Raw genomic sequence first — 14,055 nt, forward strand, 5'->3', positions numbered from 1 at the left:
ATTAAAGGAGAGAATCCAATAAAAGCAAACGGAAAGATGATTGTCATTGATGGAGGATTTTCCAAGGATTATCAATCAACAACTGGTATTGCTGGATACACTTTATTATATAATTCCTACGGTATGCAACTTGTCGCACATGAAAAGTTTAATTCAAAAAAAGATGTCCTACTAAATGGGTCAGATGTTTTATCAGTAAAGAGAGTGGTGGATAGAAAGCTCGAGAGGAAAAAGGTTCTAGAAACGAATGAGGGACAGCGATTATTACAGAATATATCTGTTTTAAAAAGTCTGATGGAATATCGCTGTATGAGTTTAGACCAATCATTACAATCGAATGGTTAAAGACTCTATTTAAACATAAATGCTTAATGCCATGACAATTTCAAATTAGAGTGTTGATGGGAATTTAGTCTTGGTAAGCATCTTGGGTTTATAATAATAGTTGAAGGTAGAAACAAATCTAACTCGTTGTTTTTACCTTCTATTTTTTGCACAATTTTGCTCTCTTGTTATCTCTATCATTTAAGAATCCCTTCGTTTGTGGAGTGGGCTAATTAGCTCACTTTAATAGATAAAAAATTTTTATCTTCTTTCAAAAAAGTAAAATACCTTTAGGTGCTGTCTCTTTACCATTTTGATAAAATGAGCATTTTTCAAAATTAGCTTATGTACAATTCTTCAGAAACTCCTCAATAATTTAAAATAAAATATCCAATTATCTTATAAAGAGTTATTCAATAAAATGCCACGTTAGTTCAAAAAGAAAGAGCTGCACGATGACAGCTCAGATCTTAAACTAAAGCACCCATTAGCCATCCATGAATCGCTAAAAACAGCTCTTCACCACAAAGAATGAAAATGTTTTTAAACCGTCAATACTGATTCTACGGCTGGAGAGGAAGGTCGATGAACTATGGTGCGTTAGAGCCCATCCGTTAGTCTGACTCCAACGACCACGGTGCACCACTGACTGTAGCTCCCTTACGGGAAGCACACTTGGTAGATTAATCCTATTCTGGTTGCTGCACCAGCCTCCAATAATATTCAGTGCCGTAGAAAGGATGTTTTCAATGGAAGTAGTCATTGAAAGAGCATGTGGTATGGATGTTCATAAAGACAACATTACTGCACAAGGAAAGGATGTTCAAACGTTTTCTACCAAAACAGTTTTTCTATTAAAACTGCTCGATTGGATCAAACAACATCAATGTACTCATGTTGCCATGGAGAGTACGAGTGTTTATTGGAAACCAATTGTTAATTTACTAGAAGCTGAAGATATTGAGTTATTAGTTGTAAATGCACAACACATGAAGGCTGTCCCCGGACGTAAAACAGATGTTAAGGATGCAGAATGGATTGCCAAACTTCTTCGTCATGGACTGTTGAAAGCTAGTTACATTCCAGATCGTAATCAACGGGAACTACGTAACTCGTTCGATATCGTCGGAGTATCATTGAGGAACGTGCAAGACAAATCAATCGAATCCAAAAGGTATTAGAAGGAGCGAACATTAAATTGGGTTCAGTCGTTTCAGACGTTTTGGGTGTTTCAGCTCGAGACATGCTTGACGCTATTGTCGAAGGCGAAGAGGATCCTGAAAAACTAGCAAACTTTGCACGTCGCTCAATGAAAAAGAAGAAAGATGAACTGGAACTCGCACTTAAAGGTTATATCCAATCCCATCAACGTCTAATGTTAAAAACGATTTTAAGACATATTGACTTTTTGACTGAAGAGATTGAGATGCTCGATCAAGAGGTAGCGAAAAGAGTACGTACCAACCAAGAAGATGTGGAACGATTAGATTCTATTCCTGGTATAGCTACCAGAATGGCTGAGCAAATTTTAACTGAAATTGGTACCGATATTAAGAAACAATTCCCAAGTGCAGCCCATATGTGTTCCTGGGCAGGTTTGGTTCCTGGACAAAACGAAAGTGCCGGAAAAAGAAAATCAGCTAAAACCAAAAAAGGAAATAAGTATTTGAGATCAGCATTAACTGAAGCAGCTCATTCAGTAAAAGGTTCGAAGAACTATCTCGGAGCACTGTATCGACGAACAGCATCACGAAAAGGCAAAAAGCGAGCCGGAATAGTGGTCGCACATGCCATGTTACGTATCTCTTATTATCTCTTAACACGGAAAGAAATGTATGTAGACTTAGGCGAAGACTACTTTGATAAACAGAGACAGCAATCCATTGTTCGGCATTCACTACGAAGACTTGAAAGTTTAGGATACTCAGTTACTTTACAAGAACCAGAAGCATCTTAATCTATTCAACTCGATTCCAAAGATCAATGAATTAGGCGCTCTCCTCTTATTTAAAAATGAATGAGCTGCGTCTTCTTTAGTATTGCCTTTTTTCTGAGTTACAGAAGTTTATTTAGTTTAAGTACAATTCTTCACAATCTGTTAGGTAGTCGCACTAGGAAAGGGAAGCCTAATTGAAGCACCACACCAGTTTGTTAAATTTCAATTTTGTTTTCTCATATAATCAAACCATCAGCATGAAGAGTGTACATGGAATACTTAGTAATAAAGCTAATTTATAATTACAAAGTGTAGCAGTTACATTGGAAATATTACTGAATTAAATAATAATGAACTCCCAAAATTCCAACCCTTATAATGTTTAAAAGTATAATTTCAAAAATGATACTCACACCTGCAATTATAAAATGGCTCTTTTCTAAAAGATTGTTGTTTTTCGAACAGGTTTAATAATAAGTGCCGCTGTTTCAGCCTGTTATTCAATTAGGCTTCAGCCGAACGCTCCAACCTTGTGTTGACTTCTTCAAGCCGTTTGGTATAAGCTTCGCGAATCGTATATGCAGCATGAGATCCAACTGCCAAACGAAGCGGTGAATTGTCGCTTTTTATAACGGAAATAATCAGTTCCACTGCTTTTGCCGGGTCGCCAATCTTGACGTTCGACATCTTACTAGTTGATAAGCTACATTCAAAAAAAGGCCATATAATTGTTAATAAGATGTTTTTTTTGATTTAGAACTTGGGATCATACATCCCTTCCCAATAGCGTTTATATTGCAAATTACCTCTTATACATGACAGAATTGTATATTGGTTTGAATGTTATTTAGATATCTCCCCTTATTGGGCAGATTGCGTGTTCTACGTTACTTTTTAAAAAAAATATTTAGTTGTCAATTTATTAGTCATAATTTAGTATTTGAATTGTGAAAATTGGAAAAAATCTAATAAATTTTTAATGATGAAAATTACACATCCAATGAAAATTACGTCATTTTTTCATTGGATATCTTTTTCACTAAACAAGGGCATTTGCCTGTTGGATGAAACGGTCTGTCACAGTTGGTATGCCTAAAAGCCTTATTCCTCCGCTTGGTTTCGGGATTTCGACACGGCGAACAGGGAAAGGTTGATAGTTACCTGTTCTCAAAGCTTCCCGAAGGGAATCCCAGTTTTCATAGAGATGTCGTCGTAGGAATTTTACGGACATTCCATCTATGCCGTGACTTCCTTTGTTCTGCTCTACCCGTTATAGAGCAGTTAAGAGATTTTCCCGTGACAAGATTCGTTCCATTAACATGATGCTATTCCTTTCCACGTGAATGAAGGTTCTGTTTATGCCGGTTCTTGCTCCACCCTCCTAGAGTCCCCAGCGTTTTCACCGCTTCCTCCTTTAGGTAAGTCCTTTCGGATTGTCTGTGTTCAATGCAATCACCGAATGTGCAGATTTCATTCATTCTTAATAGTTCAGTCCTTCCCATTCTTTCTCGAGTTAGAATGGTACTATGACCTCTGCTGACTTCTGATTGTTCAGCTATCCATTGCTAAGTAGGTTACCAAGTGTACTTGGCTTATCAATCAGACCTCCCCTGGTAAGAGTACAGTCTTTCCCTCCACCTATCTGCTTCATTTACTCTGTACCACCTTCGGCAGTAAGGACTTTGTTTTGTAGTGCAAACTCGTCCAATGATACCTAGCCTTATATGAAGTTCATGTTCCTCAGACCGGAGGTTTGCCGCTCGCTTCCTTCAGATTCCGTGTCACCACGGATATCCTTGCGTTAAGCTAACCATTACTACTGCCTTCATGGCTCGGGACTTTCACCCTAGAGACTGCACCCATGCCGGGCGCACACCAAAGGGGTCTCCAAAATGGAGACCCCTTGTTACATGACGTGATTAATTATTAACTAGAACGGAGTTGTAGTATTCTTCAAGGGTGATACCGCGTGCCATGATTTTTTTAGCAATAGTTTTACCGACATAGCGGAGGTGCCATGGTTCATAGGTGTAGCCGGTTATGTGGTCCTTTCCTTTCGGATAACGAATGATAAAGCCGTATTCAGGGGCATGTTTATCCAACCATTTCGCCTCTCTTGTTCCTTCGAAGCACGCTTCTGCCGCACATGTCCCATTTTCGCCGGTCACATCAATGGCAAGACCTGTTTCGTGCTCACTCGTTCCAGGTACAGCACTATAGGTCATCGCTTTTTTATAGCCATCTTGTTTCACATAACTATTAAACAAAGCCGTTTGGGCACCGTGCGACCTATATGCCGATACACCTAAAAGATTTACACCCTGCAATTTAGCACCTGCGAATAATTTTTCAATCGCGGTGGCAGCTACCGCACGCATTTTCCGCTTCTCGGATTTTTTTTCAAAAATAAAAGGGATATTCGCATATACCAAATCCAATGGCGTATAATTTTCTGGTAATTTATTTTGTTTGTTGACGAGGACAGGAATACTTTCTGGATGGGTGACAACCACAATACTATCATCCGTTTCAGAATGTTTCTTGCCAGGGTGTGAAGATGACATATTAGCCGAGATTTTTCCATCTTCTTGGGCAAAATGGAATTTTTCCATGCAGCCAGTTAAAATAATAACAACTAGGAAAAGACATAAAGTAATGGGCCATAATTTTAACATGAATAACTTCCTTTTTTTTAAATTAAATTCTGTTATCATCATGGACACTATCAACTGACTAAAAACAAGATAAAAGCTGTATCCAAAAAATTTATCCCGTGTGCCAGTCCTGAGCAAACTAATTCCCTTCCAGCTTCATCATCAAGGTTAGGAAAAAGATTGTGACCGCCGACTGCGTTGGTTCCTAAACCAATTGGATTGACATATAAATCTGTTTTCCCGATTCGAACGTGCACGTCATTTAACCTTCAACCCTTTAGTATTATTTTTCTTTACTGATACGAACAGTCTTTTCACAATTAGTAGTACATTTCTTTTAAATTCCTCCTTGTATTATTACAAGGATGGACAAGGATTCGGCTTATTTTGCTAAAGACCTTAGGCAGAATATTCTTGCCTACTACTCGTTGATGGTAAATACGAGCTGGCTTACTTCTTGTACTTTTTCTCTTAGTACTTGGGGTAACGATCACCTCATATTTACTTTACAATCATTACAGCACAATGAGCGTGCTGGACCACTTTATGGCTTACACTTCCCACGATATTGGCATTATTCCCATGACCTCGGGAAAAGCCCTTTTATTTTTTATCCGTAATGTGGATAATCCCTTCGTCGAATTGGACGTCCATAAGGATCCGAGTGTCCTATAACCAAGCGCAATGAGTTCAACTGAACCGTAAGTTGCTGAGATCAATCGAGACTAGCAGTAGATCCTTAACTGGCTCCAGATTGGGTCCACGAAGATATGCGCGGCGTTTTGTCGGGAAACGAAGCCCTTCGATCTCAATGAAGTCGTAGACATATTGCGCCGCTGGAAAGCCCCCTGAAACATTGACATGGTAGTCGTGCCTGCGTAGTAGTAAATCATCGCCAAAGTAGAAGTCTTGCTCCTTGCTATGACTGGCGACGTGTTCGGGAAAGCGCACACGCAAACCGTGCCAGAGCTCGTTGCCCTCTTGCAATGGGGGGATTTCGCTGACCTCGAATCCTGGCATGACCATGAAAAAAGGCGTTGTCAGGTATGTCCACATTGCGTACCCATTGAAATATGCTCGATGAAGCGGGTCCCACGGTGTGTTCATCGTATGGTTAGCAAACAAGGTCCTAGGATCGTATTTCTCGCGGACGGTTTCCCCAGAGAGGGTCTCAATCGCGATACGATCGGGCGTAAAGGCAGTACGCCAATCCGGTTGACCAAATGGAGTAACAGATGCGATTTCCGAATGTAGCGCGACTGTCATCTCACGAGGATTGGAATCTTGTACGAGCCCTTTCATTGCCCATAAACCGCCACCGGTGACGATCGTGGCAGTCAGTGAACTAAATTTTTCCCATCGGTCAATTCCGCCGTGGGCGTCAATAATTTTTTCCAGTAGGTTGTTCATATTCTCCTCCTTAGGTTGAAAGATGATTCGATAATGAAAATGAGTTTTAATAAATCACCTCATATTTACTTTACAATCATTACACCACAATGCGCATGCTGGACCACTTTATGACTTACACTTCCCACGAGCAGTTCTGAAAAGAGGCTAAGTCCCCTGCTGCCCATTACGATCAGGTCGTAATCTCCCTCTTTTGCCTTCTTGCATATCATCTCTGCAGGATCTCCAATATGGTATTCGCTATCATATTGTATTGATGACCCCGAAAGGACTTGTGCGGATTCTTCTAAAATCCTCCTAACTTCCTCTACTTGCAATTGTTCAATATCCACTCCGTAAGCAACTGTATTGATATTGTTACTAGGAATGATATGAAGAAGCGTTATACGGGCATTTATCCCAACGTTTTGCGCCAACCAATTAGCCGATTTCAATGCATGTTTGGAGTGTTCGGACCCGTCAACTGGAACCAAAAACCGTTCATACATGTTCTCACTCTCCTTTTTATAAAATCCTATTTTTATAATAAAACCCATGACGGTGATTATTGTGAAGAAACTTTAGAATTTCCAACAATTTTGGTTGTTTCGGCCACACGTTTTCCAAGGGCCCTTCCTAAAGCAAGATCATTTTGATTAAGGATGTTGTCAGATTCATCAACCGGACATGTAATTCCAACCCCATAATAGGAGCCATAGGTGGCATTTTCCGGAATGTTTCCGGGTAATCCGACAATGATCATTCCTTGATGCAGCATCGGAGTAATCAAGTTTAACATGGTGGCTTCGACTCCGCCATGAGTGGTAGCCGTGGTACAAAATACAGCGCCTATTTTCCCTACTAATTTCCCGTGGGCCCACAGATAACCTAATTTATCTATCCAGGTTTTTAAACCTGCACTTATCGTTCCAAAGTGTCCCGGGCATCCCCAAATAATGGCGTCCATATCTTCAAGGTCTCTTACGTTTGCATTATTGACATGATTTATATATACTTCCGCACCGTTGACACTTTTTGCCCCTTCTGTAATGGCCTCCGCTAATGCTTGGGTATGTCCGTTATCACTGTCAAATACTACAGATATTTTCATTGTTGTATCTCCTCCGTTAAATTGAGTAATTGATTTTAGTAATTCATTTAGGAATTGTGCTGGAACCTTCGAATAGCATCCCAATAAATTTAATCATCCATGGGCTCATCTGCCTCTGGGATTTTTCCATTTTTGATTACCGCTCTAAGAACCTCACGAAATTCCCTATCGTTCATAATTCTGTCCCCATGTTCCAGCGAAGCTTTTGGATGTAAAGTCCCTCGTTTGATTTCTTGGATAGCCTTGCGGAAATCAAAATCAGCATTCTTTTCATCATAGCTTAAAGTTGTCCGTTGGTTAGACGTTTCAGTACCAGGTACTGTTTCAAAACTTGCAGCAGCTTCCTTACTTGATAGCGTTTTTTCATTTTTTGCCTGGTTTTCCTCATCCGTAACTTTAGAATAATAACGATTAAATCTGACTGAATAAATCAATACATAGATAACGATTAGCGCAGCAAACAAATTTAGAATAATCAATGAGAAGTTCAAGCTAAAAAATTGAGTCAGCACTCCGACTCCAATAGGAGGAATTATGAATCCGCAGTAGGCGCATAAATAAAATGCCGAAATGACTCGCGGACGTTCTTCCGGTTTCGGCAACTGGCTGGCAAACCTTAAAGCAACTTGAAACGTCCACCCACCGCCAATTGCTTGAATGAATATGCTGGCCCATACCAAAAATAAATTCGCTGTCAGACCAGAAAATACAATGCCCCATGATCCAATAGCAAGTAGGAAGATTCCAAAGCGCATCCGTGAGACTGGATGACTCGGCCAAGGAACGAACTGAGCCAAAGCCCCTCCTCCAAGAAGCAACAAGACTATAATCCCTGAAAAGGCAAGATTTGAAGTGTGAATGACATTTCTGACGAAAGAAGGTATTAGGGATAACGCAATTCCTTGAATTGTGAAAACAGTAAAGATCGGCAGTGCAGCAAATGACCAAAAATGTGAACGAATACTATTAGGCACTCCAAGTGATATCTTAGTCTTAGCCGGTTTCTGCATGAGGGAATCCTCATGCTTAGGAAGAGTTTCCAGAATTACTAAAGAAGTAATTAACATGACAAGTAAAAACCAGAATGGTACTTTAAGCGGCTGCAGATGTAAATATTGCAAAATTAAACCAGCAATAGCTGGACCTAGGCCAAATCCGATGAGTATCGTTGCTCCCGATAACTTGATAGCTGTACTTACTTTATTAGGAGAGATTTGTTTTATTAAAAATGCAGCGGCAGTACCTGTAAAAGAACCATATGCAATACCTTCCAAAATTCTTGCAGCATAGAGCATCCAACTATCAAAACTGCCTAGAAAGAGCAACGTAGAAGCAATAGAAATCCATATACTGCTGCGAAGCACCCTCTTCAATCCCCAGGCGCTCCCTTTAGCTCCTACAACTAACAAGGTCGGCAGTAGGATAGCGGCATAAACGGCAAACAAAATCGTAATTTGCAGACTATTCATTTGATAATGTTCACTGTACAAAGGAAATAACGGTGTAATAAATGTTGCACAGCAGGACATTATAAGATAAACCCAAAGCATTCTTTTCATTTTAGAAAATTCCTACTTTCTCAATTTTATTTTACCTACTAATTGGTAAGTTATATTCCTAGAAAAACCGCCTTATACATGGTCCCGCTCATGGATTCAAGAAACGCCATGTTGGATGATATGAGTATAATATGGATATCAATAAGGAGTGTTATACATGGAAAACATAACTTATGGCAACATAACCTTTTTTCCGGAATAAGTTCAGTGCCAGGCCTAAAATTTGTGTTTTTCGATTTCCACCACTGTATTTTAACTTACTTCCTCATTTTATTTTACTTACTATTGGTAAGTTATATTCCTAGAAATACCGCCCTATAATTTTTAATAAGACGGTTTATTTGATTCAGAACTTGGGATAATACATTCTTTCCCAATATACGTTAATATTACAAAGTACCTTTTATCCATGACAGAAATGTTTAAGCTACTGATTCATCGGTAACGGCAACTCCGAAATCTTCTTTTTTTTCAAAATGATAGTGAATGCTTGCCTTAGTTATGCCCAGTTGTTTGGAAAATCGTCAAAACTTATGGCAACATGACTTTTTTCCGGAATAAGTTCTGGTGCCAGATCTATAATTTGTGTATTTCGATTTCCACTACTGTATTTTAACTTACTAGTAGGTAAGTGTCAAGCAAATAAGAGTAGAATTACTCTCCTCTTCCCAGTTCATTGGAGACCGAACTTGCCTGCTTTATTCAAATCGATGTTAGAACTTTTTTCCTCTTTAATATATTTTTTGCATATTTAATATTCTCTCGTTCATATAAATCCCTCCAATAAAAAATATAAACCGGTAACATGAGAATACTAGAAACTTGATGTAAATGAACTAGATGTTTCAGCAACTGTTACCATTTACTTTCCTTTAAATTCAGGCTTCCGCTTCTCTATAAATGCGGCAATGCCTTCCTGGTGGTCTTCGGTTTGCACCATTAAAGTTTGAATCAGCCGTTCCTGTTCCAGGATGTCAGCTAACGAGGCAGTCAATGCCTGGTCTATTAATTTCTTTTGTTTTCCAAATGATTTACCAGGGCCGTACGCCAATTTTAATGCCAGTTTAGTAGTTTCTTCCTGATGTTTTTCCAATGGATGCAAATAATTGACAACACCCAATTGATAAAGACGCTCCGCCGGAATGGGTTCGGCAGAAAAGAAGAATTGTTTGGCCAGATGCGGACCGACTAATCTTGGCAGAAAATAAGATCCTCCCCCATCTGAGATTAAGCCAACCTGCGAAAAGCTAAGGGCGAATTTACTGTCATCTGCCGCTACAATCAAATCACAGGCCAGTGCCAAATTGAAACCCGCTCCGGCAGCATAACCATGAACGGCAGCAATAATCGGCTTTTCCGTCTCTTTCATCAAAAGAATCAACTCATTCAGCTTTCCAATATGCTCATAGACTTGAATGCCGCCTCCTGCGCCCATCGATTTTACGTCGCCGCCGGCGCAAAACGAGCGGCCGGCACCGGATAACACAATGACCTGCACGTCCTCATCGGTTTGGGCATTCTTCAGGGCTTCTTTTAATCCCAAAATCATTTCCGGGCTGAAAGCATTTAAATTCTGTGGCCGATTCAAGGTTAACGATAAAACTGGACCTAATTTTCTACTACTAAATGTTCTTGTGTCATAAAAATCTTCCCTTTCTTTAATAAAATTTACCAGCATTATTTAAACAACCTGCCGCCATCAACAAGCAAATCGGAAGCTGTATATAGAAGGCTTCGTGGGATGCTGCAAAGGCTATCACCTTAGCAATTTCTTCGGGCTGGGCTCCCCTTTTTAACGCAGTGTTTTTTTCAATGGCTCGGACAAACCGCTCATTTTGCAAACCATTGGCTGTTAAAGCGGGTTCAACAAAACCGGGGGAAGCCGAATTCACGCGGATTCTTAAAGGCGCCAATTCCAGTGCAGGTGCTGATCCTTTTTATCAATGGTTTATCAAAATTTTAACCAATTTTAAATCCTTTTGTAGGCAACATTTGTTCCATGCTGGATAAGCCCATTCACAAAATTGTTTAATTCCGGAAAGCCCTGATCATGATAATCACCCCCTTCCATCACATTCCCGGCCGCTTGGATGCCATAAAACACACCATGCTGATTGATATTGAACGTCCATAAGTATTCTTCATGCGGCATATCCAATACGTTGCATATGCTTGAACAAGCGATCCCAGCATTGTTGAACATGATGTCCAAGTTCTCATTTCTCTGAACGGCATAGTCTACAAGGGTTTGCACGCTATCAGCAGACGGTGTCTGTCTCAACAAAACATGCCTCCCCGCCTTGCTCGAGAATCCATTCAACTGTCTGTTGTCCTGCCGTTTGGTTGAAATCAGCTGCCACCTATGGACCTTCTAATGGAAATTCTTCCGCAGTAGCACGTCCAATTCCACTTGCCGCACCCGTGACTACGGCTGCTTTATCCTTTAAACGCATATGCCCCCCTCATTTCCGATGTACTTTAAGGCGGTTATTCATAAATATTTATATAGATACCATTTTGGGCCTAATATCTCTCACCGAACGACCTGCTGGGCTCCGGTCAGTTTGCCAGCTTCGTACAATTCTCGCAATGTTTTTTTGGAAAACTTGCCAACACTCGTTTTAGGAATTTCTGTGAGGAACAAAATATCATCAGGTAGCCACCATTTGAAAACTTGTGTGGCAGGGTGTTTCAGCAACTCTTGTTTGTCATTCACTAAAATTGGGGAATTCATAGGCTGTTTTTTCTACATGGATCAAATCTTCGTAAGAATAGACATTTGGTAATGAGGTGAGAGGAAGCGTCGCTTTGTCTGTATGATGAAATAGGTTTCAACTGTTGTCAGGCGATGGTGAATCGCTTCAATTATTGAAAGCAAATCTGCATCGATGAATAAAACTTTATCTTCAGCATGGCCGATTACATAGGTAATTTGATCTTCAAATAACTGTTCGGGCACGATAAAGAATCGTTTTGAGCAGAAGTGGATAATCCATCATCTGAGTTGTGACCTCCTTGCTTTAAATACTGACCGTTAGTATTGTATACGCTTATATATCGCAGTCTTTTTAATATTTTTATAATTTCATAGGTCTATTAAATATTCAGCATTAATATGAATCGGGATCTATTCCAAAGGCTTTTTCTTAATTTAGTGTCACAACTTCATTTCAATTCGAATTACACGAAACTTGTGATGTCTTTAAAAATTATCGATTCAAGCGCATTGCCAATCAATTTGACGAATCATAAATGGGCAGAAATCCGCAAAACTAAGTCGGGAGTGAAGTTGCATCATCGGCTTGTTTTTATGGAAAAAGGAATTTCCTCCCCTGAAAAAGCCGTGATGCAACTGCCAAATAACATAACCGTGGTCAGCTGGAAATCATGGTAGACAACAAAGAGTGTATGTATGTGTTTGACCGTGTTGTGGAAACCAGGGCATATTTGGCTTAGAAAGAGGCGCTTGTTCGATTCCTTAGAATTCAAGTAGGTATGTCCTTCCAATGGTTTGTTAATGAAGTATGGTTAAATTAACTTAAATTCGTTCTTATTCAACTTTCAGAACAATCTTACCAATGTTCCGATTTTCCTCCATATATTGATGAGCTGCGGCTACATCCTGCCATTTGTAAACACGATCAATAATCGGAAACATTTTTCCATTTGCAAACTTTTCATTCGAAAATGCTTCAAACTTACGAGTTAGCTCAATCTTAAAAGACTTACTCCTTGTTCTTAATGATGAGCCGATAAATTGTATCCTTTTTTGCAGAAATGCCCCCAAATTCACATTTGCTAATTGTTGCCCCCCTAGTACCCCAATCAAAATCCATCTCCCCTCGATACCAATGGATTTGATATTGGCATCCCAATAGGAGGCCCCAATAAAGTCGAGAATCAGTTGGACCCCGCTTCCATTGGTAACTGCATGAACCATATTAGAAAAATCTTCTTCTTTATAATTTACAGTATAATTGGCCCCAAGAGCTAAACATTTATCTAACTTTTCAGCAGATCCGGCGGTGACAATGCTGATTGCCCCTATTTCCTTTGCAATCTGGATAGCAGCTGTCCCGACACCACTTGCTCCGGCATGAATCAGAACATGCTCTCCTGATTGCAAATGCCCTAATTCAACCGTGTTTAAATAGGCTGTGAGAAAAGCTTCCGGAACGGCAGCGGCCTCCTCAAAACTCATCCCATCCGGTATTTTCATCGCCATCTCTGCGGGAATGACAACTTTCTCTGCGTATCCGCCGCCTGATAACAAAGCATACACATGGTCACCTTCTTTCCAACCGGTCACACCGCTCCCGACACCTTCAATCACACCAGCCATCTCTAGTCCAAGAATGTTCGATGCTCCAGGAGGCGGTGGATACAATCCTTTACGCTGCAACAGATCGGCACGGTTAACAGCAGATGCTTTCACTTTTACAAGCAACTCCCCTTCTGTTGGGATAGGGTCATGGACATCACCTATATACAAGTCCTGATTTCTTTCATCCACAAATACAGCTTTCAACCTGATGACCACCTTTTTTATCATTTCATTGATTCACTTCGTAACTTTACAAGAAATATTAGTAAATATGAAGTGAATCTGAGCTGCAATCACAAATAATATGTAATAAAAAAGGAACATATAAAGCTATTTTGTGCAGCATAATGTTCCTTTAAAAAAATTCAAATTGGATTGTCAATAAACGTAAGTTTATAATGTCGATCTATCCATAATAAGTTGGCTTACCCGTTCATGAAATCCGGGGAAAGTGATCAGAATAGTCTACAATTTTATACCAACAACCTTTACTTAGGAGTGGAAGTAATGGTTGTTGGTATGTAAGCTGCTATTTAACAGTAAGATTGCTTAATTGTTTCATAAAATCGGCGAAAAAGTCCTTACCAAGCACACGTTGGTATTGAAGAATCCCTTTACCAGCAGCTAAAATCATTAGGGCAAGAGAATCGACATCGAATGAAGATTGAAGGTCACCTTGTTCCTGTATTTCCCGGAGTATATTCGTAATAATTTGTAGTTCCTTTTCGCTTATTTCCATTACCTTTTTCTGCATTGCC

Annotated in this window: 11 protein-coding genes and 8 pseudogenes; 3 read left to right on the plus strand and 16 right to left on the minus strand. The window is 39.8% G+C overall.

The window, feature by feature from the left end; all coding sequences use genetic code 11:
• Both COE25_RS28965 and COE25_RS28970 read left to right on the plus strand, forming a co-directional pair.
• The coding region (locus tag COE25_RS28965) for a fructose-bisphosphatase class III (RefSeq protein WP_142354533.1) at positions 1–345 on the plus strand (345 nt) is incomplete at its 5' end.
• Between the two features lie 728 nt (positions 346–1,073).
• A pseudogene (locus COE25_RS28970) lies at positions 1,074–2,281 on the plus strand (IS110 family RNA-guided transposase).
• Positions 2,282–2,764: 483 nt separating this feature from the next.
• Here COE25_RS28970 and COE25_RS28975 read toward each other — a convergent pair.
• The 14 genes and pseudogenes from COE25_RS28975 to COE25_RS30390 form a co-directional block, all read right to left on the minus strand.
• Positions 2,765–2,947: a hypothetical protein gene (locus COE25_RS28975; RefSeq protein WP_098935116.1), complete on the minus strand. Its 183-nt coding sequence runs from the start codon at positions 2,945–2,947 to the stop codon at positions 2,765–2,767.
• Between the two features lie 355 nt (positions 2,948–3,302).
• A pseudogene (locus tag COE25_RS31290) lies at positions 3,303–3,581 on the minus strand (group II intron reverse transcriptase/maturase); the annotation flags it as partial.
• Between the two features lie 598 nt (positions 3,582–4,179).
• Positions 4,180–4,935 (minus strand): M15 family metallopeptidase, encoded by a 756-nt coding sequence (locus tag COE25_RS28985; RefSeq protein WP_098935117.1) that lies wholly within the window; start codon positions 4,933–4,935, stop codon positions 4,180–4,182.
• A 68-nt stretch (positions 4,936–5,003) separates the two neighbouring features.
• A pseudogene (locus COE25_RS28990) lies at positions 5,004–5,171 on the minus strand (aldo/keto reductase); the annotation flags it as partial.
• 244 nt (positions 5,172–5,415) lie between these two features.
• A pseudogene (locus COE25_RS32480) lies at positions 5,416–5,496 on the minus strand (universal stress protein); the annotation flags it as partial.
• A 108-nt stretch (positions 5,497–5,604) separates the two neighbouring features.
• The gene (locus COE25_RS29000; RefSeq protein ID WP_098935118.1) at positions 5,605–6,324 is read right to left on the minus strand and encodes a hypothetical protein; all 720 of its coding nucleotides are present in this window, start codon (positions 6,322–6,324) and stop codon (positions 5,605–5,607) included.
• 65 nt (positions 6,325–6,389) lie between these two features.
• Positions 6,390–6,812, minus strand: a complete 423-nt coding sequence (locus COE25_RS29005) for a universal stress protein (protein ID WP_180247657.1) — start codon at positions 6,810–6,812, stop codon at positions 6,390–6,392.
• A gap of 56 nt (positions 6,813–6,868) precedes the next feature.
• Positions 6,869–7,414: an NAD(P)H-dependent oxidoreductase gene (locus tag COE25_RS29010; protein WP_098935120.1), complete on the minus strand. Its 546-nt coding sequence runs from the start codon at positions 7,412–7,414 to the stop codon at positions 6,869–6,871.
• A gap of 89 nt (positions 7,415–7,503) precedes the next feature.
• Positions 7,504–8,973, minus strand: coding sequence for an MFS transporter (locus tag COE25_RS29015; protein WP_098935121.1), 1,470 nt, complete (start codon positions 8,971–8,973; stop codon positions 7,504–7,506).
• 862 nt (positions 8,974–9,835) lie between these two features.
• Positions 9,836–10,614: pseudogene (locus COE25_RS29025) on the minus strand (enoyl-CoA hydratase/isomerase family protein).
• A 17-nt stretch (positions 10,615–10,631) separates the two neighbouring features.
• A complete protein-coding gene (locus COE25_RS29030) occupies positions 10,632–10,865 on the minus strand; it encodes an SDR family oxidoreductase (RefSeq protein WP_373605394.1) in 234 nt (77 codons plus the stop codon).
• A 77-nt stretch (positions 10,866–10,942) separates the two neighbouring features.
• Positions 10,943–11,257, minus strand: a complete 315-nt coding sequence (locus COE25_RS29035) for an SDR family oxidoreductase (RefSeq protein ID WP_257209018.1) — start codon at positions 11,255–11,257, stop codon at positions 10,943–10,945.
• Positions 11,258–11,506: 249 nt separating this feature from the next.
• Positions 11,507–11,677 (minus strand): annotated as a pseudogene (locus COE25_RS32485) (fatty-acid--CoA ligase); the annotation flags it as partial.
• Between the two features lie 51 nt (positions 11,678–11,728).
• On the minus strand, positions 11,729–11,932 hold the full coding sequence (locus COE25_RS30390; protein WP_142354534.1) for a long-chain fatty acid--CoA ligase: 204 nt from the start codon (positions 11,930–11,932) through the stop codon (positions 11,729–11,731).
• A gap of 156 nt (positions 11,933–12,088) precedes the next feature.
• Here COE25_RS30390 and COE25_RS29045 point away from each other — a divergent pair.
• A pseudogene (locus COE25_RS29045) lies at positions 12,089–12,399 on the plus strand (IS4 family transposase); the annotation flags it as partial.
• 124 nt (positions 12,400–12,523) lie between these two features.
• On the opposite strand, the gene COE25_RS29050 reads toward COE25_RS29045, so the two are convergent.
• The gene (locus tag COE25_RS29050) at positions 12,524–13,501 is read right to left on the minus strand and encodes an NAD(P)H-quinone oxidoreductase (RefSeq protein ID WP_098935124.1); all 978 of its coding nucleotides are present in this window, start codon (positions 13,499–13,501) and stop codon (positions 12,524–12,526) included.
• A 325-nt stretch (positions 13,502–13,826) separates the two neighbouring features.
• Positions 13,827–14,055: pseudogene (locus tag COE25_RS32010) on the minus strand (TetR/AcrR family transcriptional regulator); the annotation flags it as partial.

This window comes from Bacillus sp. AFS031507 (genome assembly GCF_002584635.1).
Lineage (GTDB): Bacteria > Bacillota > Bacilli > Bacillales > Cytobacillaceae > Neobacillus.